Raw genomic sequence first — 23,435 nt, forward strand, 5'->3', positions numbered from 1 at the left:
GTTCGGACAAATGATTAGGAGTTGTTCTTGCTTTTCACTTTTTGCATGACAGTCTCCATCAGCTGGCAAAGTTCTGGGTCCATCTCTTCTCCTTCGGTTTCGCGGTAGTAGAGTCTGGCTATTTCCAGGGGAGACATTTCCTGCATCTCTTGGATGGAGATAGGCTTGCTCTCGTCAGTGTCGGCCTGCCGCTCTCGGGTAGTCTTGATGTAGCAATATTTGCATGCCTTGCCTTTGGCGGCGTTCGAGGCTTTTTCGTTGCAGTCGGGGGGCAGGTAGCCTTTTGTCAGCACGTTCAGACGGAGGTATGCAGGTTTCTCTTCCGGATATTCTTCCAGCAGTTTCAAGGCGTCTTCGAAAGGTGTCGGGTCATGGGGAAGCGTGACGAGGGGAATCGGATTTTCAATTTCCCTTGTACTGATTTGTGGCTCTGCCCCTTTCTCCAACTCGATGATGGAGACGGAGTGCGGATAGGTTTCGTCGAAGCTGACGGGGAGGGGAGTGCCGCAATAGCGTGCGTGGTGATGACTGCCTTTGATGTCCTGAGGGCAATGGATGTGTCCGAGTGCCAGGTAGTCGTACCCTTCTCCCATAGCGCTGAGGGGAACATACTCTATTCCGCCGATACTCTCATCGTGCCCGCTACGGTCGCTGCCTTCAATAGAGAGATGGGCCATGAGGACGACGGGAAGCTGTGTCGTATTCCGTTTCTTCACTTCGTCCAGCAGTGCCTGGAAGAAGCGTGCATGCCGTTGGTCGCGCGGTGTTTCAGTGTCCAGCAGGGGGAAGTTTTGCGGATAGACGTGGGGCACGGCAATGACGTAGCCTATTGTCTTTTTTTCATTGTTTATCTCGATGATGTGCTTGTCCAGATTCACTTCCTCGGCTGTACGTTCGATGTTTCCCACAACGTTCAAGCCGAAGTGCTGCCAGAGGCTGCTGTCTATCTCCAGTTTCGAGCTGCTGTCGTGGTTTCCTGCGGTGACTACGATGGCCATTCCGGGGCAGGCTTGATGGATGTTCAGCATGGCGTCGGTGTACATCTTCTGCGTGGCGGCAGCGGGAGAGGAGTAGTGGTAGATATCTCCGCTTACCACCATGGCGTCGGGCTGCTCTTCGGTTACTATGCGGGTGAGTTGCCGTAGGAAGGCCTGCTGTTCGGCGGTACGGTCGTAGTTGTAGAGGGTGTGTCCCAGGTGCCAGTCGCTGGTGTGTAGTATCTTCATTGTTTTTATGGTTTCAATGGATGTGGGTTATGGTTTCCTTAGAATATAAATCTTGTGTGTTCCTCGTCCTTTGTAGTCGATGCCCGATTCGGGATTGGCTATCCATTCGCGCAACTCGCGGGAGGCGGCAGACTTCAATAAGCCGGTCAGTTGGCAATAGTCGGCTTGGGTCATGAAGCTGTTCTTTTCCAGGTATTTTTTTGCCCGTTCCAGCCGTTCCTGCGGAGAAAACACTTGTGAGGAGCGTTGGAATTTGTCGGTGGAACGTTTCAGGTGGCAATGGCGAGCGGTACGGTACAGTAGTTCTTTGTCCACCTTGAAATGTATGTCCTTCAGGCAGATGCTGACGGCGTTTCGCTTGGTGTCTCCTTCTTCGCCCGTCTCCCGTTCACGGTCTTGCCGCAGACCGAGGGCAGGGGTGAATACTCCTAAGTTGTCAATCTTCACGGAGTAACCTTGCCCCATTTGGTAGGCTATTTCGTCGGTGATGGCTTGCATCAGTCCGATGATGTCTCCTCGTGTGAAGGATGAGGCGTATGCTATCTTTTCGGTGATGGTTTCCAAGTCCACCTGCCCGTATAGTTTCATTCGTGGGTAGAGGATGCGTTTGCCGTCTTCTCCCGGCAGGTTCAGTTCCTGCATGTTGTATTCTGCCATGATGGTAGCGTTGTTATGAGGTTCGTTTGTTTATTGGGGCTTACAGAGTTTGTCCCAAGGTTGCGGATGTGTATGCCAAGGTTGGGGATTTCTATCCCAAGGCTTGGGATAGACAAACCAAGGGCGAAGGTAATTCTTTATCTCTATACTTGCAAACTTTACTATTAGTAGTTAGGAAGTTTTTTATTGGTAGTCGGGAAGTTTTTTGTTATAGGTTTGAGAGAGGAATTGAAAAAAACGTTATCTTTGTTACATAAGAGAAGTGCATGAATGATGAACAAAACTAAAATTAAGCGATATATGAAACATTATCCGGACTTATTATTGTTGTTTGCCTTATTGTCCGTTACCACAATGATTAAAGCACAAATATCGATAAGACCGTATAGCGAATGGGAAGCAACCCAGTTTGTTGCAGTGAACGGACATCAGCCCGAAGACTATGTAAAGCCAGATAATAATTGGGAAATACTATACAATTTACGGACTCCACGTACTCAAGCCGAACTTCGTGAAATGGGTATTAAATGCTCTGATAGCCAATTATTGTTATTGGAAGTAGGTGGACTTGTCAGTAAAACAAAAGGAAAATGGAAAGCTACTATACCCATTCTCGACAAAGAACAGACCAATTCTCTAAGAAGCTTAAGTAAGGAGATTGCTGAATCCATGTATGTCAAAACAAAGGCAGACTTTATATCATTGGCACAAACTATCAGTGAAATGGGATTCAAGAACAATGTACTCTCACTTGTTTTTTCATACCTTCTGGATGGAAAAATGTGGACAAAGTTAGTCTTGTTTGAGGATGTTGACAATTATACAAGCTGGAGTGGCTGTTACTGGGTATTATACGAATCAAGAAATGGCTTTGCATGCGGTACGAATGGTTTCGGAGAACAGAATTTGATTTTGACTTACATCAATAGCGGCATTGCTCCTGACAACGACATTATGGATCATTGTGCTGATGAAATAGCACAATTCGGAAAAGTAACAGATGCCAAACTCGTTTCTCAGTTAAAACCTTATGGGCTGGTAGATGATAATGGAGATGTATTATTTCCTATTATAAAGAAACGGCAAGACCGCTTTCATCAAATAACTGAAAAATTGGTAAACTCTATCAGTGCGGAACTAAAGAATAATTGTGGCTCCTTAGCAAGCCAATATGGTATTGACAATGAAAAAGTGGCAATGGTGATGCTGTACCATGAAGTCATGTGGGATTTGGTAGATAATCTGATTCAAGATAGGATAATCTTCACTCCAGCTATTTTCAAAGGTGAGGAATCGAATAGAGAACGATTGAATGAAGTCGTTTTCTTCATAGAAGGAGGATTAATGCAATAATAATTCGATAGAGAAAAGGACATTTGACTTTGAAGAGTTTTCTGTAAATGTATTTCAAGTGCATAGAAAATAGCCAATTAAAAATAAAGAATTATGTACGAATGGGCCAATGAAATGAACTGTGCCGTAACTGTATGCGACACAAAGGGAATCATCCTATATATGAACGAGAAAGCATGCCGTACGTTTGCCAAACGCGGTGACCTGATAGGCAAGAATCTCTTTGATTGCCACAACCCGCAATCGCAAGCCAAGATACGCGAACTGCTGGAGACGGGGGGAGTGAATGCCTACACCATTGAGAAGAACGGTGTCAAGAAAATGATTTATCAGACGGCATGGAAGCAGGACGGGGTGGTCGGTGGCCTGGTGGAGATTTCGATGGAAATACCCGGAGAGATGCCACACTATATGAGAAAATAACAAAATGATATATGATATGAAAACACTTTCTAATTCAGAACTGACAATTAAAGTTTCACCGCATGGAGCCGAGTTATGCAGTATCTTGCATGATGGAAAAGAATATCTTTGGCAGGCAGACCCTGCTTTCTGGAAACGGCATTCTCCGGTGCTTTTTCCCATTGTAGGCAGCGTTTGGGAGAATGAATACCGCCACGAAGGCGTTTCCTATGCATTGACGCAACACGGTTTTGCCCGCGATATGGATTTTGAATTGATGCTTGAACTGGAAGATGAAGTGCGTTATCGACTGGTTGACAGTGAGGAAACACGCAAGAAATATCCTTTCCCGTTTTGCCTTGAGATAGGCTATCGGATAGAGGGAAAGAAGATTGAGGTGCTTTGGAAAGTCATCAATACCGGAACACGCGAAATGCACTTCCAGATAGGGGCCCATCCGGCTTTCTATTACCCGGACTATGATACGGAGACAACGGACCGTGGATATTTCGGCTTTGATAAGACGGAAGGTTTGCACTATATCCTTATCTCCGAGAAAGGATGTGCCGCTCCGGATAAGGAATATTTGCTTGAGTTGACAGATGGCCTGCTGCCTTTGGACATCCACTCCTTTGATAAAGATGCCCTGATTCTGGAAAACAGTCAAGTGAAAGAAGTTACATTATATAATAAGGAGAAGAAGCCCTATCTCAGTCTGTATTTCGACACTCCGGTGGTGGGGTTGTGGTCGCCTCCGGCCAAGAATGCTCCGTTTGTCTGCATCGAGCCGTGGTACGGGCGTTGTGACCGTGCCCATTATAAGGGCGAATATAAGGATAAGGACTGGATGCAGCACTTGGCGCCGGGAGGAGTCTTTAAAGGTGGGTATACAATTGATATAAGATAAAAAATGAAGAAGGATACTGAAAATAATTCGGTATCCTTTTTATTTGGAGAATGCAATGTCATTATCTTTGCGCCCGGTAAAAAATATAGGTTGTTTTTTAAGGTATGAAGAAGAGTCTTATTGCATTGGCGTTCGGCACATTGGGGCTAGGGATTGCCGAATTTACGATGATGGGTATTTTGCCCTATGTGGCTACTGATTTGGGAATCAGCATTCCCGTGGCCGGTCATTTCATTTCTGCGTATGCGTTGGGTGTTTGTTTTGGTGCGCCCATGCTGCTCCTGGCCCGTAAACGCCCGTTGAAGCAGATTCTGCTGGTCTTGATGGCATTAATGATTGTGGGTAATATTTGTGCGTCTATGGCACCCAATTATTGGGTCTTGCTGTTGGGACGTTTTGTTTCCGGACTTCCTCATGGCGCTTATTTTGGGGTGGCTTCCATTGTTGCGGGAAAATTGGCTGATAAGGGGAAAAGCTCGGAGGCGGTTTCAATTATGATAGCGGGAATGACTGTGGCCAATCTGTTTGGGGTGCCGTTGGGTACTTCGTTGAGCCATACACTGTCTTGGCGTGCCACGTTTCTGCTGGTAGGTGCCTGGGGATTGATAACACTGTACTACATTTGGCGTTGGGTACCGCAGGTCGAAGGACTGAAAGACACGGGATTTAAAGGACAGTTCCGTTTTTTGAAGAAGCCGGCGCCGTGGCTCATATTGGGAGCTACGGCTTTGGGCAACGGTGGCGTATTCTGCTGGTATAGCTACATCACCCCGTTGCTGACTGAGGTTTCCGGTTTTAGTGCGGAAAGCATTACGGCGCTGATGGTACTGGCAGGATTCGGAATGGTTGCCGGCAATCTGGTCAGTGGGCGCATGTCCGACCGGTACACTCCGGGAAAGGTAGGTACGGTGGTGCAAGGGATGATATGTGTTATTTTATTATTGATATTTTTACTCTCGCCCCATCCGTGGTGTTCGGCAATATTGATGACACTCTGTACGGCAGGTTTGTTTGCCGTCTCCAGTCCGGAGCAGGTGTTGATGATTCGTGTGGCCCCTGGAGGAGAAATGTTGGGAGGCGCTTGTGTGCAGATGGCCTTCAATTTGGGGAATGCTATCGGAGCCTATATCGGAGGTCTTGCCTTGAGTGGAGGATACCGTTATCCCGCATTGGCAGGCGTACCGTTTGCACTGATGGGATTTATTTTATTCCTTGTCTTCTACAAGAAATTTCAGGCGAAGTATTAAGTGTTTCATTTTTTTTGTGTATGTTTGTCCGCAAGTATTAACTAAACTCGATAACTTATGAAGACTTTGAATTATGTGAAGATATTGCTGTTGTGTGTATTTACGATTGGGCTGGCGTCTTGTGGGGATGATGTATATTATACCATGCAGAATAGCGACGACAAATTGTGTGGGAAGACGTGGATAGAAGAATATCAGACGGAAAACAAAGATGGAGTTGAAGTGTTATGCAGTCATCAGCTGAAGTTTGCCAAGGCTGATAATTCTGGACAGGAAATCTGGGAGTATTATCGCGGAGGCGAGTCCCGTCCCTATGAAACGACTTCACGTACTTTTACTTGGAAATGGATGGATAAGTCTATGGAGGGGTTGACTCTGAATTATGGTGCCGGTGAAATCAAGTACTTTGATAATGTATGGGTGCGCGAACATTATTTATCCGGTAAACTGGATGGAGTGGTTGTTATGATGGTAGATGCTAATTATAAATAAAGTATGGCTTATGAATAATATGTTGAAATACACAAAAATGTTATTGTTGTTTGTCCTTGTATTAGGATTGACATCATGTGATAGTGAGGAAGAAACGGAATATAATCTGCCCGGTGAATGGTATACATCTGAAGAAATAGATTTCGGGGCATATACTTGGGGTAGGGGGACGATTATGACCTTTAACGCGCGCAACCAAGGTACTATTGGTTCATATGGCGACCCGAATTATTTGCTTTTCAGATGGAATTGGGTTAGTGGGGCTTACAATCTGATGGAATTGGAATTCTATGATGATGGCAGCATGGCTTACATTGAAGGAGCCATGGCTGATTCTTATTCTTTCAGTGGTACTTGGTATAATAGCTGGAGGGAATATCAAGATAATATTCACGGACAGCCTTTTCGTATGCGTCGGCAATGACGACATGCTTATCAATAAAAAACGGAGCAAATCAATTGCTCCGTTTTTTATTGTATGTCAGCTTTTTACTTATTCTTCAAAACCAATTTCTTGAACTCTCCCGGATAAGGTGTTTCAAACCGCATCAGCTCTCCCGTGACGGGATGATAGAAACAGAGTTTGAAAGCATGCAGGGCCAAGCGTCCGATAGGATTTACGTCTTCCAGTCCATAGCGTCCGTCGCCGATAATGGGATGCCCCAAATCCTGCATGTGTACACGTATCTGGTTTTTTCGTCCCGTTTCCAGGTTCAGTTCAACGAGAGAGTATCCATTGGCTCGTTTGATGGTACGGTAATGCGTAATGGATTCTTGTCCCCCGTCATCTGTCGGACTTGAATATACATACAGCTTGCGGTCTGTCAACCAAGAAACCACGGTTCCTGCATCTTTTTCCATCTCGCCGACCACTACGGCTACGTATCGCCGGTCTGTTACAATGTCATGCCAGTTATCGCGTAGTGTACGTTGGGTCTTCTCGTCTTTGGCAAACATCATCAAGCCGGAGGTGTCACGGTCCAGGCGGTGCACGATGTGTACACGGTGCTGCTTGCCCGAGCGTTGCACGTATTCATTCAAGATGGTATAGGCGGTACGTTCCTTTTGCCGGTCAGTGTTGACGGACAGCAAACCCTGCATCTTCTCTATCACGATGATATAGGCATCCTCGTATACAATCTTCATCAGTTTATGGTTGAACTCTTTACGTCCCTTCTCACGGCTGATTTGTACTTTCATACCCGGTTTCAGAGGAAAATTGTATTGTGTAGTGATAACGCTGTCCACATATATAATGCGTTTGCTCAGCAATGATTTCAGCTTGGTGCGGCTGGCGTCCGGCATTTTAGCTGCCAGAAACTCCATGAGCTCCATCGGTTCCTTCACCATGTAGTCCGTATATTGTGTGCGGGCTCTTGCTGTAATTTTTTCTTTTGCCACGACTGGTTTTAATTTACGATTAGACAATTTACAATTTACGATTGAAAACTACTTGTACTTTCAATCTTTTAATTCCAATAATACTACGTTTTCCACATGGTGGGTGTGCGGGAACATGTCTACCGGTTGAACGGCCTTCACTTTATATTTCGCATCGAGCAGTTGCAGGTCGCGCGCCTGCGTAGCCGGATTACAGCTGACGTATACGATGCGTTTGGGCTCGGCAAACAGAATGACATCCACTACATCCTGGTGCATTCCGGCACGGGGAGGGTCGGTGATGATGACATCGGGACGGCCGTATTGGTTGATGAAGTCTTGTGTCAGCATGTCTTTCATATCTCCGGCAAAGAACAATGTGTTTTTAATTCCGTTAATCTCGGCATTGACCTTGGCGTCTTCAATGGCTTCGGGCACATATTCTATGCCGATTACCTGGCGTGCGTGCTTGGATACGAAATTGGCAATGGTACCCGTGCCGGTATAAAGGTCATAAACAAGCTCGTTACCGGTCAGTCCGGCAAAGTTGCGTGCTACTTTGTAGAGGTTGTAGGCTTGTTCGGAGTTGGTCTGATAGAAAGATTTGGGACCTACCTTGAAGCGCAGTCCCTCCATTTCCTCGAAGATGTGGTCTTTTCCCTTGAAGGTGTGTACCTCGAGGTCGGTGATGGTATCGTTGCACTTATTATTAATAATGTATAGCAGGGAAGTGATTTCGGGGAATGTATCTGCTATGTATTGCAGCATTTGCTTGAACAGAGCCATTTCCTCCTCTTTCTCTATCTTGCAGATGAGGATTACCATCAGTTCGCCGGTGGTAGAGGTACGCACAATCATATTGCGTAGCATTCCTTCATGCGTACGCAGGTTGATGAAGGAATAGTTGTGCTGGTAGGCATAGTCGCGTACCGCATTGCGGATGCGGTTGGATATATCGTCCTGCAACCAGCACTTTTCTATGGCAAGCACTTTATCGAAAGCATTGGGAATATGGAAGCCTACGGCATTCATCTGTTCGTACACTACATTCTGCTGAACCTCTTCTGTCGTCAGCCAACGTTTGTTGGAAAAAGTGTACTCCAGTTTATTCCGGTAGAACTGAGTTTTTTCTGAACCTAATATCGGAGAGATTTCCGGCAATTCGATTTTGCCGATGCGGGTGAGGTTGTCCGTTACTTGTTTTTGCTTATACTTGATTTGCTCGGAATAGGGGAGAACCTGCCATTTACAACCGCCGCATACACCATAATGTTGGCAGAATGGAACTGCCCGTACTGCCGAATATTCATGGAATTTCACAGCCTCGGCTTCAGCATAATGATGCTTTTTTCTCTTAATTTGCAGGTCAACTACATCGCCGGGGACGACATATGGTACGAAAATCACCAAATCATTGACTTTTGCGATGGCTTTTCCTTCGGCAGCCACATCCGTAATTGTCACCTTCTCCAGTAGGGGAAGTTCTTTTCTCTTTCTTGCCACTTTTACACCAATCTAATAAATTCTTCGGCAAAAATAGACATTTTTTCGGGATTTCTCTCTATGAAATGAAATATTAAAGATTGCAATGTCGAAATTGCATTTTAGCATAAAGTTTTTTCTGAAAAAGTTTTCTAGTCTGCGAAATATACTTAGATTTGCGAGCAGAAAAGAGAAATCACTATCAAAAACTTTAAATTTATATTATGGACAAAAAAAGAGTTTATACCTTTGGTAACGGCCAGGCAGAAGGAAAGGCCGATATGAGAAACCTTTTGGGTGGGAAAGGTGCTAACCTTGCAGAAATGAACCTTATAGGGGTTCCGGTTCCTCCGGGCTTTACAATAACGACAGAAGTTTGTACGGAATATTATGAAATGGGGCAGGATAAAGTCGTTGCTCTGTTGAAGAATGAAGTTGAACAAGCCATTGCCCATGTGGAAACACTGATGCGTTCCAAATTCGGTGATGTGGAGAATCCGTTGCTGGTTTCCGTACGTTCGGGTGCGCGCGCTTCCATGCCGGGCATGATGGACACTATCCTGAATCTTGGCTTGAATGACGAAGTGGTGGAAGGCCTGACGCGCAAGACGGGCAATGCACGCTTTGCATGGGACTCTTACCGTCGCTTCGTGCAGATGTATGGCGACGTGGTGCTGGGCATGAAACCGGTGAACAAGGAAGATGTAGACCCGTTCGAGGCTATTATAGAAGAGGTGAAACATGCTAAAGGCGTGAAGCTGGATAACGAGCTTGAGGTGGAAGACCTTAAGGAACTCGTGAAGAAGTTCAAGGCTGCGGTGAAAGAACAAACCGGAAAAGACTTCCCGACTTGTGCCTACGAGCAGTTGTGGGGTGCCGTTTGTGCCGTATTCAACTCCTGGATGAACGAACGCGCCATCTTGTATCGTAAGATGGAGGGAATTCCTGACGAATGGGGTACTGCCGTAAGCGTTCAGGCTATGGTATTCGGTAATATGGGCGAGAGCTCTGCTACGGGTGTTTGCTTCAGCCGCGATGCTGCTACCGGTGAAGACCTTTTCAATGGCGAGTATTTGATTAATGCACAAGGTGAAGACGTGGTTGCCGGTATCCGTACTCCGCAACAGATTACAAAAATCGGTTCTCAACGTTGGGCTGAATTAGCCGGTGTAAGCGAAGAAGAACGTGTCAGCAAATATCCTTCCATGGAGGAGGCTATGCCGGAAATCTATAAGGAACTGGATGCTTTGCAGACAAAACTCGAAAATCACTACCGTGATATGCAGGATATGGAGTTTACAGTACAAGAGGGTAAACTCTGGTTCCTCCAGACCCGTAACGGTAAGCGTACCGGAGCCGCTATGGTGAAGATTGCCATGGACTTGCTCCATCAAGGTATGATTGACGAAAAGACTGCATTGATGCGTTGTGAGCCCAATAAGTTGGACGAACTGCTCCACCCGGTATTTGATAAGACAGCTCTGAAACAAGCTAAGGTGTTGACTCGTGGTCTTCCCGCTTCTCCGGGTGCCGCTACGGGACAAATCGTATTCTTTGCCGATGATGCTGCCGAATGGCATGCTGCCGGCAAGCGTGTGGTGATGGTACGTATCGAGACTTCTCCGGAAGATTTGGCAGGTATGGCAGTTGCCGAAGGTATCCTGACTGCCCGCGGTGGTATGACTTCGCATGCGGCAGTGGTTGCTCGTGGTATGGGTAAGTGCTGTGTGTCTGGTGCAGGTGCCTTGAACATCGACTACAAGGCGCGTACAGTGGAAGTGGATGGTGTACTGTTGAAAGAAGGTGACTATATCTCCTTGAACGGAAGCACCGGTGAAGTATATAAAGACAAGGTGGAGACAAAAGCGGCTGAGCTGTCCGGTGACTTTGCGGAACTGATGGATTTGGCAGACAAATATACGAAGCTGCAGGTTCGTACCAATGCGGATACTCCTCATGATGCCGCAGTAGCACGTAATTTTGGCGCTGTGGGTATCGGTCTTTGCCGTACGGAACACATGTTCTTTGAAGGCGAGAAGATTAAAGCCATGCGCGAGATGATTCTGGCAGAAAATGCAGAAGGGCGCCGCAAGGCTTTGGCTAAGATTCTTCCCTACCAGCAAGCTGACTTCAAGGGAATTTTCAAAGCAATGGAAGGCTGTCCGGTGACGGTGCGTCTGCTTGATCCTCCTTTGCATGAGTTTGTTCCCCATGACCTGAAGGGACAGCAGGAAATGGCAGATACGATGGGCGTGAGCCTCCAGTATATCCAGCAACGTGTTGAGGCACTTTGTGAGCATAATCCGATGTTGGGTCATCGTGGTTGCCGTTTGGGAAATACATATCCTGAAATTACACAGATGCAGACGCGTGCCATCCTGGGTGCTGCTTTGGAATTGAAGAAGGAAGGTGTTGAAACCCATCCTGAAATCATGGTGCCTCTGACCGGTATCTTGTATGAGTTCAAGCAGCAGGAAGAAGTGATTCGTGCTGAGGCTGCCCAGTTGTTTGAAGAAGTGGGTGACAGCATCGACTTCAAGGTAGGTACAATGATTGAGATTCCGCGTGCCGCCTTGACTGCCGACCGCATTGCTTCCTCTGCCGAGTTCTTCTCATTCGGTACGAACGACTTGACTCAGATGACATTTGGTTATTCACGCGACGATATCGCTTCCTTCCTCCCGATTTATCTGGAGAAGAAGATTCTGAAAGTAGACCCGTTCCAGGTACTCGACCAGAATGGTGTAGGACAGTTGGTGCGCATGGCTACTGAAAAGGGACGTGCTATCCGTCCGGATTTGAAGTGCGGTATCTGCGGCGAACATGGCGGTGAGCCTTCTTCTGTGAAGTTCTGCCACAAAGTTGGCTTGAATTATGTCAGCTGTTCTCCGTTCCGTGTGCCTATTGCACGTCTGGCTGCGGCGCAGGCGGCAATAGAGGAATAATCTCTTAAAAACATTATTTTTATATCAGGCTGTAATTCACCGTTTTATGGTAATTACAGCCTGATTTGCGCTTAGACGGTTCGTACATTTGACCGCAAAAAATGAGCCAAATAAACGTATTTGTTTTACTCTATGTTTACCCCAAAAATGGCCATGTTTACCCCGTTTACCCCAAAGTTTTCCCCATTGTTTTATCATTAAAATATAGTAGGTATGACAACATTCAAAGCAACGGTAAAAAAGCCAAGATCAGATGGATTCTATACAGTTTACATCAGAGTCACACATCAGCGCAAAACAAGTTATATAAAGACTAACAAGATTATTGATTCGGCTCATATAACCAGTAATGGTGAGTTAACAGACCCGGTAGTGAATGAATATTGTGCTATAATCATACGCCAATATACAGACAAACTGAATCGTGTTGACGCTACATTTTGGGAACTTAAAGATGTCATAGAATTCCTTCACAAAAATGATGAAGAGACATGCTTCAGTGATTATGCGAGAAAGTTTATTTCGAAGATGGAATCTGAAGGGCATGAACGTAATGCTAAAAACTATAAACTTGCAGTCAATCATTTAGAACGGTATATAGGTACTACCAAAATCATGTTTAGCATTCTTACGACTTCTGTTTTAACACAATGGATTGACACATTGTATAAGACCAGCAGAGCAAAAGAAATGTATCCCACTTGCATCAGACAGATTTTTAAGAAAGCAATCATAGAATTGAATGACGAAGAACGTGGTATTTTGCGTATAAAATACAATCCATGGCTAAAAATTATAATCCCAAAATCAGACAATACACTGAAAAGAGCAATCAGTGCAGAAGCTTGTCGTGAATTCTTTAATCGTCCTCTGCCACAAAGTAAAATGGTATCTCCCCTTCCTGAACTCGGCAGAGATATAGCCCTGCTTTCATTGTGTATGGGTGGTATTAACACGATAGACCTTTACGAACTGAAAAAGAAAGATTATAAAAATGGTATTATAGGATATAAGAGAGCGAAAACAAGACATAGTCGTAGGGATGAAGCATACATGGAGATTCGTATTGAACCGTTTATACAGGATACATTTAACAAATATCTATCTACGGACCAAACAGATGAATATCTGTTTAATTTTCATAGTCGTTATAGTAATTCCGATAGTTTCAATGCCAATATAAATATGGGAATCAGGCGAATATGCCAAGATATGGGAATGTCCAAGGAGGAATATTATTGCTTTTATACGTTTCGTCATACCTGGGCAACCATTGCTCAAAACGATTGTGGAGCAAATATGTATGAGGTAGCATTCGGTATGAACCATAGCCATGGATTTAATATAACAAGAGGCTATGTAAAAATAGACTTTACTCCAGCATGGGAACTTAATGCAAAAATCATAGACTTCATATTTTTCAGTAATAAAAACAGTAAACAGAGTTTGGTTCGTAACTTTGAATCACCTTCAGAGAAAATGTTTCGTATTACAAAAAAGATGATGATATATGGAAGAGCATATTTTAAAGGCGAAGTCATTGCCGAAGTTACGGACATAGGTTTTGATACCGTTGATGATGTTATTTCAGCACTTGCCAATCAGCTTCCTAATGACATACCCGTAGGATGTAATGTACAGTTCCGATTAACAAACTGTGATTCTCAAAAAGAAGCAGTATATGTCAGAAGTAAAGGTAAGGGATTCTAAATTGGACACATAGAGGGAACAATTATCCTAATTCATATCAGAACCGTATCATTTCACTTACTGATACGGTTCTTTCTATTTGTCCGGTTGATTCCTGGGCATGATTTCACGGCCTATAATTATAGCAAAGACAAGTATGATAAGCTTCCATATAAGAATGAAAGTTTTCTTGATTAACCAAACTGCCAGACGTATGGCAAACCTCAAAAGCCAGAATACCAGCTTCAGGAGCAGCATACCGATAATAAGTACCGGCAGCAGATATATAATCAACAGCAGTTCAAACATAATGTGTAATATTTATGAGTATAAGAGCTTATTAATTATATAAATATACTAAAAATCAATGAGATACAGAAATTTACGCAACACTATTTTCTTATTATTCGAGTAGTTTTTTTGCTGATTATCTGTATTATATCACCATAATAACAAGGTATTTCCAGACTCTGAAAACAAGGTTATTCTGTTTGAATGTTTCTACAATACAAGTTCAGATATAATAAGATTTCCCGATAGCCATTTCATCAGCTGAATCAGCTACAAGATTATATTTTCCCTTTTATTGGGATTCCAATAACTTAGATAAGCTGGTTACTTTTACCATGCTATCATGATATTGGAGTTACATATTACATTGGCTATAGATTTAATGAAAGCAATAACCATTTATCATATATAACTACATCTTGTGTGTTTTTGAAACTTTGGTTTATTAAAGCAACATTATTTTCTGATTACTGAATTTCGTATAGTTCTAAGATTGAAAAATACCTATAGCATCTGTTTCTGAATACCTGAAAATTGGTTTGATAAGTTCTAGGACTCTATACAACAATATTTCGCTATATGGATATTCCAAGACAACCGGATGCTACGGCACATGGTTAGCAGGAGTATGTCTCCAAAGAATTGTGTTGTTGATTTCGGTTTGCAACGGCTTTCTCCGGTAAATTTGGGTGTAATAATCATTTCCGGATGGCATTGTTCTGCCATGCAGAATTTTCCAAGCAAGTTGTACTTTTGTGGCCACAAAACTCTGTTTCGTACTCACAAAAGTAACTTGCCGAATGCTGGCGTATCGGAGCGGCTGGCCGCTGTTTCGCATGGCGAAAGATGGTCCGGGAAACCTAACCACCAATGTATTCAAGCATGAAGAATCAGAGAACCAAGTACATCAAGGTAAGAATGACACCGGAGGAAGTACAGCTGTTTAAGGAGAAATCTGCCTCCTATTCATCTGTGAGTCATTATATACGCTCGGCACTGGCAGAGTATTCAAATATCGGAACCAAAAGGCAGCTCGAACTGATGAATGATTTGGGTTTGTTTTACCGGAAATATCAGAATGAACTTTCCTGGGCTGGAGGAAACCTTAATCAGTCAGTTAAACGTGCCAATGAGCTTGCGGTAGCCGGGTTACTCGCACCCAGCTATATTCAGGAAGTTCTGTTACCGGTTATCCTTGAAACACAGGATACATTGAACCGAATAAAGAAAGACCTTGATTCTCTGACACAGAAAGCTGTCAGAATCTGAGTTATTAGTTACATGGTATTCAATCATTTCTGATATTATTATTGTGTAACCATAGATTAATGAGCTTGAAGCATTTCGGTTACTCAGTCACTAAAACCTTGATAAATTAAGATTCAATATGATAGCAACCATATTACCGGGAAGCACTAACTTTCATGCTGTCGGTTACAATGAACATAAAGTCTCGAAAGGTGTAGCACGGCTTATCGAGATTCAGAATTTCGGTTCACTCGGAATTTTTCACAAGCCTACACAAAGTGAGCTGGTCGGTTATCTCCAGAAGTACAGTTCACAGAACAGCAGAATCAGGAAACCGCAGTTTCATGTAGCCATATCATGTAAAGGTCACGAAATGTCGGAAGATGAGCTGCTGGATTTCGTACACCAGTATCTCAAGGAAATGGGATACGGAGAATCCGGTCAGCCGTTGCTTGTTTATTCCCATTATGACACGGAGAATACCCATCTTCATATTATTACTTCAAGGGTGGCATCTGATGGAAGAAAGATTCAGCACAGCCATGAGCGCAGACGTTCCCAGGAGGTCATTGACCGTATTATTGGGAATGACAGGAAAAAGAAAACGGAAAATGATATTGATGCAGCCAAACAGTATACATTCTCTTCCTTTGCCCAGTTTAAGGCAATCATGGTTTCCATGGGATATGAAGTATATCAGAAAGATGGGAATGTATTCGTCAGGCATGGTGGAAAGGTTCAGAAGGAAATGCCTTTTTCTGAAATAGAAAGTCTTTTCAAGAGCGGTTATCGGGAAAGGACTCGTTGCCGTCAGCTTAGAAGTATATTAAAGAAATACCGTGATGTAAGTTCCAACAAGGAGGAACTACAGAAGGAACTAAAAACGAAGTTCGGCATTGACATTGTGTTCTTCGGCAAGAAGGATGCGCCATACGGTTATATGCTTGTTGACCATACTAATAGGACTGTCATAAATGGTGCAAGAGTCTTGGCTGTCGGGGAACTTCTGGACTTTGCTACTCCTGAAGAGCGGTTTAATCGGATTGAGGACTATATTGACCGATTACTGACACTTAATCCTAAGATTACCCAGAGTGAAATATACAGTAAAATAAGGAAGCAGCGTGCCTATATCAAGAAAGGCATCATTTATTTTGATGGCCAAAGCCGTCCGTTAAAACCTTTTATGGCAGAAGCAATTGACCGTAATAACCGTATAGCTATGGTAGAAATGTTCAACCCGGCAACTGAGGCTGAACGTGATCTACTCTGCAAAATCTTCAAGGTATCTCGGAAAGATTTAGTAGATATATCTCCGGAAAGAACACACTACTACACTGATGCTGTAAACCGTCTGCGTGAGATATTCAATGACGAAAATGTTTCCTCTGTCAGAAGCCGACTTCATGAAGAGGGCTTTACTATCCGTCATGAAGAGGAAGCAACTTATGCCATCAATTTCAAGCAACATATCATTATAAATCTTACTGAAGAAAACTTCAATCTTGAACGATTGAAGAAACAGCCGATGAAGCAAATTGGACGGCATAAATACCTGCAATCAACAAGACCTACTTCACGTTTCTCTGGCAAGGCCAAACTGCATGATGCAGGTGGTGGCAGCCATAGCGAGAAACGTGAGTGGGAAGTTGGCCATAATGTAAATTATGATGTTTTTGACGATAATCATTCTATGAAAATAAATTAATAATTTTAGCCTTCAAAAACTTTATAAATTTCTAGGCTTAAATGTTTAAGTCTTATTCTTCTAACATAAAATTTTGTTCTAGATATTTATTAATATTTTTTTGGGCTGGAATATATATATATCTTTCTGATTTTAACCTCTCTAAATAACACCTAACATAAGGAGTTATTGTAGGATATTCAAGCAAATTTTTATCTGCTATTATGATTGTATGTTCTTTTGCTCGACTTGTTGCTACATTAAATAAATTGGGTTCTAGAGTCCTAATATAGGATGTATTCGGCACAAAAAAAACTGTTACATCAGTAGTTAGCCCCTGTATCCTAGCAATTGTTTCAATTATAATATTATTCATAGATCCTATATTTTGTGTTATCACTTTTTGTAATGCACGTGTAGTATTCTTCATACACGTTAGGACTGCTATTTTTTTATCTTTTACATCTCTTATAATACTTCCTACAATATAGGTAGTCAACATAAGAGCAAATTGGGGAGTATATTCTCCTGAAGGCATATCTGTCAGTACCAATGTAGGCCCTCCTTCAGTAAAAAGAATTTTTTGTATTGAAGGCAAGTCGGTAAAATATTTTGTTGTTTTTGCCACTATAGTTCCATTGTAAAAAATTCCTGTATAATTAGCAGCTCTTTGTCCAAATCTATATGTTGTGGATAATTGATATATAGGAGAAGAACTACTATTTGTTAGTAATTGCAGGCCATTTATCATTTCTTTATAATTAGAAATCCTCACCCTATCTCTATTTAATGCAATGATAGGTGATAATTGATGGATGTCACCAACCCACAGATTATGTTTTCCAATCTTTTTGCTAGCTGCAAACATTGCTAATAGTGCTTGACTAGCTTCATCCATTATTATATAATCAAAAGGAGTTTCTAAAGATAAATCTGCAGCAAAACCACTTGTTATATAATATGTAGATAAAATAATTGCTGACGGAATAGGCACTATATGCTTAATTGGTTCCAACTTTGAATTTTCTCGATGTTCATCTATCGTGATATTTGTCTTGAAGATTTTTCCTTCATTAAGAAGAGAGGCTACTGCCGGCTTTTCAGCTATCTCCATTAACGCTCTATTAGTCAAAGCTGTAACTAAAACAGAAAAGCCTTCTTTACAAAGTCTTTTGCATAATTCCGATATCATATAAGTTTTACCAGTACCTGGAGGTCCTTGTATAATCATAGTGTCAGTAAGACTTAATTGATTATAAACAAAATTTGAAACATTGTCATGATTTATAAGTATGGGAGTCCATTCTTTGGTAAAATATGTATTATCCAAAATAGAGGATACATTCGGACTAGATTTATCTTCTACAATTCGTTGAAGGTTCATTAGATAATCGATAGGTGGACGTTGCGGACCAAATACCAAAATTATACCAGAAACCTCTTTTATGTATTCAGCAAAGTCTATACTAACTCTTCTGAAACCGACTAAAGAAAAATTTTTGTCATTAGTAGATGAATGCCAAATACACACCGCCTCAGTTGAATTATATCTTTGCTTATATAAATCACGATATGTTAATTTCCCCCAATTGCGATAATTTTGTAAATTAGGAGGAAGAACCATACACATAAGAAATTCCCCTTTTCTTGGCAAAGATCTAGTATTGGGGAATTTCATAATCATTTCTCCATCTTTAAATGTAACAAACTGGGCTACAAACATCTCTTCACTATTTATAAGTAAGGAGATGGCTGTAGTCATAAACTTCTTATTAAATTCCTCAGTTTCTGCTTTCATCTCATCTTCAAGGAATTGCCAATGGCTATGTCTATCAATATACATATTATAATAAAGTATCTTCTTTACCACCAATTGTTGGAGTTATTGTTGATTGAGCTGGTAAATCATGAATGTCTCTCATTGCTAATTTAAGTTCCTCATTGGGGTTATTGAATGGTTCTGGTGTTTTATTGTTACTAATTGATGTACCAAAATTAAAATGAAGTCCCTTGAAATATTTTAGTGTCTCGGCAAGGGCAATACATCTACTCTTATATTGCATGTTATCTGGACTAAAAGTTATTGCAATGGTATTTGTATCACGCGGAAGTGCATAGAATGGTACACATTGAGGACCATCATTTGTAACAACCCAAAGCATAGAACCATCTTTTGAAAGTTGTTCCCAATCAGAAGTATTAAGAGAAAAAGCACGTCTTCTTGATTTATAACTATGAACAACAATAGGAACTTCTTTCCCTCGAGGGTCTTTTACTCCATAAATATTACACCATGAATCTTCACATATACCTTTTGTAAACTTATACCCTTTTTCTTCAAGATATAGTTTAACATCTGTTTTAGCTTGAATTAAAAAATTTCTCATTTCATCAGCTGAAAGACCTGCATATTGAGGTTCTGCAACAGTAATAGTACAATGTTCACCAGATTCCTTAATACAATCTATTTGAACCGGTATAATTACATCACTAAGTTTATCAGTATTATAATCATCTGCATTTTTAATTTCTGGGTCAGGTTCACTTATCATACCCAAAGCAGCCAGTTGACTTTTTAATATTTCATTTTCACTTTCAAGTTTTTTGACCTTGTCTGTCAACTCACCGATTTGATCACTATTTTCTATAATGATTTGAATCTGTTCATCTGTAAGTTTACTGCTAACATTCATTAGAAGTTCACGCTTCTCCTTTTTCCATACCACATTTAAAACAATAGAATCCTCTATTGGTTTAGTCTTAGGGAAATTATTTTCATTAAATAATCCGTACTGTTCTTTCCAAACCTCAATTAATTCATGTACAGCATCAATATAATTTTTATCTTCCCATTTCGCTGGAATCTGATAATACTCATATACTTTATCATCTATTAGCTTATATGCATTATTAGCATTGATTACGGCTTGTGGTTGCAGACAACTATGGGTATCTATCAAAATATTTCTATACTCCGATTCACTGTCAACCAATTTTAATATTACATCCTTAAGTAAATCGCCAATATTACCTTCATCTTTATTCAGACTATTAAATGGTTTAAAAATTCCATTTTGGTTTGGAAAAATGGAAAGAGATGAATATGTTATATTAGCATGTGAAAGGAAGTTATAGAATTTATTAAGAAAATCCCAAACTTTGACTTCACCTATCATACCTAACGAAGTATTGAGAGCATCAACAGAGCCTAAAGAAGATATCGTCTCATGTATTTGGCTACATACATATCCATTTGCTGATTGCCATAAGTCAGAAGCATCAAAACAAATCATACTTTCATTATATATTTGAGAAGTCAATATTGCTTTTGAAATAGAATAAATATTTTTTTGATACTTATATAATTCAGATTCTTTATTTTGTGGGAGGATGCTAATAACATAAAGCGCAATTTTATCTAGGACTTCTTGTGATTTATAATGGTAAGCCCCTCTAAAATAATTACCATTAGAAGATTCACTGGTTATTGCAAATTTTTCTCTCAAATCTGCTGCAAATGATGAGATTGTTTTTTTCTGATTTACAGAAAATGCAGATGCATCTATATCCTTATGTAAAAGGATTTTCTTATAATTCATATCGACAGATTCAAAGATTTTGTGCTTTAGCTCGTCTGGAATACCAGCATCTTCATATAAATCTTTAAGAGCATGAAAAGTTCCTTCCTGATTCGGAAGTACCTCAAACTGATTTAACTTAGCTGTTTGAATATTAAGAGCCAACAATGCATTATTAAGCCACCTTGCATCAAGGCCCATTGGTAAGTTAGATAATGAGCCTGCAACCTTAAGACTATTAAGGATACTAAACACGAACCAATTATCCAATTCCTTCCATGCACCTTCAAGAAGATTATTATCCACTACAGTTGTAATTCCAGATAATGAATATAAAGAAGTACATATTTCAAAAAACCTTTTTCTTTGATTTATAAATTCGTTAGAATATTTTTCTTTGTTATCAGGATTTATTGATATCAAAGGTAACAAAAGTGAAATCTTATTGGATTGATTATTATCAATAATCGCTTTGGCTAAGCGATTTACATCTGCACTATAGCTTTGAGAATTATATTTTGAATCTAATGATATAGTTGATATATCGCTATGTAAGAGTATAGGCTTTACATCTTTTCCAAGTTTATATAATAAATTGATTATAAAAGTGGAAATATTCTGACCTTGTTGAAAGCCATCAGTATCCTTCTTTAGAAGTTTGCCATTCATATTGGGCAACAATGCATATTCTGTTAAGTATCGAACATCATAAGTAGAAATAAACTTAAGAAATTTATTATACCAATTTATTAGCGTGTCATTTATAAGGTTTATATTTAACCAGTTTTCTTTACTTTCAACATCAATGCACAAATCTTCAGTTGACCAAAGATTTAAACCATTTTTCCAAAGGAGCAAGGACCATTCATGATTTTCAGCTACAATTTTATTTGGATAAAGTGATTCTAGCAAAGTATATAATTCTATTTCATCCTCAAGCTTGTCTTCTTTAACAACGATACAGTCAGTAAGTTTTTTATATGATTCATCATTATATGTTTTTACAACATTATACTTCAAAAGAATCTCTCTATACTTATGGATTACATTAGGTACATACCATTCCTTATCTAGATTCTTATGAGATTTAACCTTGTCTAAACCAGTAGCAAGATAATAAAGACAACCAAATTTATTAGATGAAAGGTAATTTACGAGTTTCTCATAAATAGGAAACACTTGTGCATATATTATTCGGTTAATACCGGTTTCAGTAATTACATTTTTTTCTTCGTTCCATATTTGCCCACTAAGCATTAAACTTTGTCTTTCACTATCAGGCTCAAAATCCGGACTATTTATTATGACTGGTTCACATAACTGATCCTCAATACCTACTAAAGGAAGTACACAATAGTGAGATGTCTTACCAATATGGTTTACAATATTATTATTTTCATCTATTTCTATTGCAACATCAAGCCTTAAAATTCTATCTGCTCGATAGCGTTCTGAAAGTTCCTTAGATGGTCCTTCATAATGAGAAAATAAAAAACGTCTTTTACAAGATTTTAGTGGACTTTCTATTTCATATTCTGCAAGAAATATATTGTTGCCAACACAACTCTGTGGTAATTTTTTTATTCTAGTCACATTACCATTATCGTTTAATTCTATCGAATTCAACTCTTTACAAAATAACATTGTTTGAGCAATATTCTCATGGAAATTATCAATTCCCATTTTAACGGCTGTTCTTCCGGAATCAGAGTTTATATGGTATGTAAATGTAGTCCAATCAAATGTTTGCTTGAAAAATTTTTCAGAAGCTCGCATTTTTTTAAGACCATCAATTAGCTCACTTGAGATGAGACCATCTCTATACATAGTAACCTCAAATCCGCAAAGCTCAGTACAATCTTTATTTGAATACTGATTACTTTCAATTGTAACAATCTTAGAAAGGCAATGAGTTGTCAAAAAACCAGTACCAAATCTACCTGTACTTTCTTGATTTTCCTTACCTCCACTATATTTGTACAAAAGACCATAGCGAGCTTTAGCAGTAAATGGAGCACCGTCATGTCTAAACTTAACAATATCACCGTGAATATCAATACGTACGTTAATCTCTTTCCTATTAGGATCCAATGCTATTGTGTCTTTTGCATTTTGAATAAGTTCCCAAACCCATCGTTTTTTATCGATATCTGAAGGTGCATTCAATTCACGAAGTCTCTTTTCAACATTTGTAATATACATATTGTCGAAGACTTCATTCATAGCATCAGTATTTACATCTGGTGATGATATTTCTTGTTTGCCATCTTCAGTAATTTCTTCTTTAAATGATTCTTTCTTTTTGCCTAGCATCTTTTCTTGCATAATTGTAATTTGTTTACCAGGATAAAACCAAGCCTTATATTTGAATGGAATCTGTTCTATTGAATATTTATTATATTTTACATCTGTAAGTCGAACAGTTTTATTTTTTGTAAAATAACCGTATAGATGGTTTTCTTCATCCTTAAATACGAAGACAGTAGCAGAATCTATCATTCTTTTTATTAATGCATCTGTTTTAGGATTTTGGTAAATACTTTGAAGCGAAGCATCTAGTAAAGGTGCTAATTCATTTGCTTCTGCAATTCTATCTTTCTCTGGATACATATCTTGGTTAGGATAATTATAATATCCTAATAATCTAAGTTTCATATTATTTTTCATACAATTTTCAGTTTACACAAAAGTACTAATTCAACATCAAATATTATTATTATTTATAGTTATTCTACAGAAAACATTGCAAAAATATTACTATGTATTATTTATAATAATCCCTATGATAAGTCTACTACTATATGTAACCTTTTTAGCTCAATCAATCCGAATAACTTAATCAAATCTATCT

17 protein-coding genes are annotated in these 23,435 nt (G+C 40.3%); 10 read left to right on the forward strand and 7 right to left on the reverse strand.

Annotated features, from left to right (window positions below; genetic code table 11):
* Positions 1 to 14 precede the first annotated feature (14 nt).
* Positions 15 to 1,226 carry an exonuclease SbcCD subunit D C-terminal domain-containing protein gene (locus tag DXD78_RS03365; protein ID WP_009036950.1) on the reverse strand — a complete coding sequence of 404 codons (1,212 nt, stop codon included), beginning with the start codon at positions 1,224 to 1,226 and terminating at the stop codon, positions 15 to 17.
* A 27-nt stretch (positions 1,227 to 1,253) separates the two neighbouring features.
* Entirely contained in the window at positions 1,254 to 1,883 is a 630-nt protein-coding gene (locus DXD78_RS03370) for an HU family DNA-binding protein (RefSeq protein ID WP_009036951.1), read from the reverse strand.
* Positions 1,884 to 2,153: 270 nt separating this feature from the next.
* On the opposite strand from DXD78_RS03370, the gene DXD78_RS03380 reads away from it, so the two are divergent.
* The 6 genes from DXD78_RS03380 (at position 2,154) to DXD78_RS03405 (ending at position 6,708) form a co-directional block, all read left to right on the forward strand.
* Entirely contained in the window at positions 2,154 to 3,236 is a 1,083-nt protein-coding gene (locus DXD78_RS03380) for a hypothetical protein (protein ID WP_009036952.1), read from the forward strand.
* 93 nt (positions 3,237 to 3,329) lie between these two features.
* A complete protein-coding gene (locus tag DXD78_RS03385) occupies positions 3,330 to 3,659 on the forward strand; it encodes a PAS domain-containing protein (protein ID WP_009036953.1) in 330 nt (109 codons plus the stop codon).
* A gap of 16 nt (positions 3,660 to 3,675) precedes the next feature.
* A complete protein-coding gene (locus tag DXD78_RS03390; RefSeq protein WP_005836467.1) occupies positions 3,676 to 4,545 on the forward strand; it encodes an aldose 1-epimerase family protein in 870 nt (289 codons plus the stop codon).
* Positions 4,546 to 4,649: 104 nt separating this feature from the next.
* Entirely contained in the window at positions 4,650 to 5,792 is a 1,143-nt protein-coding gene (gene araJ, locus DXD78_RS03395; RefSeq protein WP_009036955.1) for an MFS transporter AraJ, read from the forward strand.
* 57 nt (positions 5,793 to 5,849) lie between these two features.
* Complete coding sequence (locus DXD78_RS03400; RefSeq protein WP_005828348.1) at positions 5,850 to 6,284, forward strand: hypothetical protein; 435 nt, start codon at positions 5,850 to 5,852, stop codon at positions 6,282 to 6,284.
* Positions 6,285 to 6,294: 10 nt separating this feature from the next.
* Positions 6,295 to 6,708, forward strand: coding sequence for a hypothetical protein (locus tag DXD78_RS03405; RefSeq protein ID WP_005836471.1), 414 nt, complete (start codon positions 6,295 to 6,297; stop codon positions 6,706 to 6,708).
* A gap of 65 nt (positions 6,709 to 6,773) precedes the next feature.
* On the opposite strand, the gene DXD78_RS03410 is transcribed toward DXD78_RS03405, so the two are convergent.
* Both DXD78_RS03410 and rlmD read right to left on the reverse strand, forming a co-directional pair.
* Positions 6,774 to 7,685: an RluA family pseudouridine synthase gene (locus DXD78_RS03410; protein WP_008663283.1), complete on the reverse strand. Its 912-nt coding sequence runs from the start codon at positions 7,683 to 7,685 to the stop codon at positions 6,774 to 6,776.
* Between the two features lie 60 nt (positions 7,686 to 7,745).
* Positions 7,746 to 9,167, reverse strand: coding sequence for a 23S rRNA (uracil(1939)-C(5))-methyltransferase RlmD (gene rlmD / locus DXD78_RS03415; RefSeq protein ID WP_008663284.1), 1,422 nt, complete (start codon positions 9,165 to 9,167; stop codon positions 7,746 to 7,748).
* 203 nt (positions 9,168 to 9,370) lie between these two features.
* Here rlmD and ppdK point away from each other — a divergent pair, with 203 nt between their 5' ends.
* Both ppdK and DXD78_RS03425 read left to right on the forward strand, forming a co-directional pair.
* Positions 9,371 to 12,091, forward strand: coding sequence for a pyruvate, phosphate dikinase (gene ppdK, locus DXD78_RS03420; RefSeq protein ID WP_022401040.1), 2,721 nt, complete (start codon positions 9,371 to 9,373; stop codon positions 12,089 to 12,091).
* Between the two features lie 213 nt (positions 12,092 to 12,304).
* Positions 12,305 to 13,801, forward strand: coding sequence for a phage integrase SAM-like domain-containing protein (locus tag DXD78_RS03425; RefSeq protein WP_117652506.1), 1,497 nt, complete (start codon positions 12,305 to 12,307; stop codon positions 13,799 to 13,801).
* Positions 13,802 to 13,876: 75 nt separating this feature from the next.
* Here the strand turns inward: DXD78_RS03425 and DXD78_RS03430 are convergent, their stop codons facing one another.
* Positions 13,877 to 14,089 (reverse strand): hypothetical protein, encoded by a 213-nt coding sequence (locus DXD78_RS03430; protein WP_117652507.1) that lies wholly within the window; start codon positions 14,087 to 14,089, stop codon positions 13,877 to 13,879.
* An 864-nt stretch (positions 14,090 to 14,953) separates the two neighbouring features.
* On the opposite strand from DXD78_RS03430, the gene DXD78_RS03435 reads away from it, so the two are divergent.
* Both DXD78_RS03435 and DXD78_RS03440 read left to right on the forward strand, forming a co-directional pair.
* A complete protein-coding gene (locus DXD78_RS03435) occupies positions 14,954 to 15,340 on the forward strand; it encodes a hypothetical protein (RefSeq protein WP_117652532.1) in 387 nt (128 codons plus the stop codon).
* A gap of 118 nt (positions 15,341 to 15,458) precedes the next feature.
* The gene (locus DXD78_RS03440; RefSeq protein WP_117652508.1) at positions 15,459 to 17,027 is read left to right on the forward strand and encodes a relaxase/mobilization nuclease domain-containing protein; all 1,569 of its coding nucleotides are present in this window, start codon (positions 15,459 to 15,461) and stop codon (positions 17,025 to 17,027) included.
* Positions 17,028 to 17,079: 52 nt separating this feature from the next.
* Here the strand turns inward: DXD78_RS03440 and DXD78_RS03445 are convergent, their stop codons facing one another.
* The gene (locus tag DXD78_RS03445; RefSeq protein ID WP_147328000.1) at positions 17,080 to 18,876 is read right to left on the reverse strand and encodes an AAA domain-containing protein; all 1,797 of its coding nucleotides are present in this window, start codon (positions 18,874 to 18,876) and stop codon (positions 17,080 to 17,082) included.
* Entirely contained in the window at positions 18,851 to 23,251 is a 4,401-nt protein-coding gene (locus DXD78_RS03450; RefSeq protein ID WP_147328001.1) for a sacsin N-terminal ATP-binding-like domain-containing protein, read from the reverse strand. The genes DXD78_RS03445 and DXD78_RS03450 overlap by 26 nt, the downstream gene beginning before the upstream one ends.
* Positions 23,252 to 23,435 lie beyond the last annotated feature (184 nt).

The organism is Bacteroides sp. D20, from assembly GCF_003436255.1.
GTDB classification, from domain to species: Bacteria; Bacteroidota; Bacteroidia; order Bacteroidales; family Bacteroidaceae; genus Bacteroides; species Bacteroides uniformis.

What these genes read in the sequence shown, in the direction of transcription:
- DXD78_RS03365 (WP_009036950.1), bottom strand. Translation starts at nt 1,226, where the DNA reads ATGAAGATACTACACACCAGCGACTGGCACCTGGGACACACCCTCTAC.
- DXD78_RS03370 (WP_009036951.1), bottom strand. Translation starts at nt 1,883, where the DNA reads ATGGCAGAATACAACATGCAGGAACTGAACCTGCCGGGAGAAGACGGC.
- DXD78_RS03380 (WP_009036952.1), top strand. Translation starts at nt 2,154, where the DNA reads ATGATGAACAAAACTAAAATTAAGCGATATATGAAACATTATCCGGAC.
- DXD78_RS03385 (WP_009036953.1), top strand. Translation starts at nt 3,330, where the DNA reads ATGTACGAATGGGCCAATGAAATGAACTGTGCCGTAACTGTATGCGAC.
- DXD78_RS03390 (WP_005836467.1), top strand. Translation starts at nt 3,676, where the DNA reads ATGAAAACACTTTCTAATTCAGAACTGACAATTAAAGTTTCACCGCAT.
- araJ (WP_009036955.1), top strand. Translation starts at nt 4,650, where the DNA reads ATGAAGAAGAGTCTTATTGCATTGGCGTTCGGCACATTGGGGCTAGGG.
- DXD78_RS03400 (WP_005828348.1), top strand. Translation starts at nt 5,850, where the DNA reads ATGAAGACTTTGAATTATGTGAAGATATTGCTGTTGTGTGTATTTACG.
- DXD78_RS03405 (WP_005836471.1), top strand. Translation starts at nt 6,295, where the DNA reads ATGAATAATATGTTGAAATACACAAAAATGTTATTGTTGTTTGTCCTT.
- ppdK (WP_022401040.1), top strand. Translation starts at nt 9,371, where the DNA reads ATGGACAAAAAAAGAGTTTATACCTTTGGTAACGGCCAGGCAGAAGGA.
- DXD78_RS03425 (WP_117652506.1), top strand. Translation starts at nt 12,305, where the DNA reads ATGACAACATTCAAAGCAACGGTAAAAAAGCCAAGATCAGATGGATTC.
- DXD78_RS03430 (WP_117652507.1), bottom strand. Translation starts at nt 14,089, where the DNA reads ATGTTTGAACTGCTGTTGATTATATATCTGCTGCCGGTACTTATTATC.
- DXD78_RS03435 (WP_117652532.1), top strand. Translation starts at nt 14,954, where the DNA reads ATGAAGAATCAGAGAACCAAGTACATCAAGGTAAGAATGACACCGGAG.
- DXD78_RS03440 (WP_117652508.1), top strand. Translation starts at nt 15,459, where the DNA reads ATGATAGCAACCATATTACCGGGAAGCACTAACTTTCATGCTGTCGGT.
- DXD78_RS03450 (WP_147328001.1), bottom strand. Translation starts at nt 23,251, where the DNA reads ATGAAAAATAATATGAAACTTAGATTATTAGGATATTATAATTATCCT.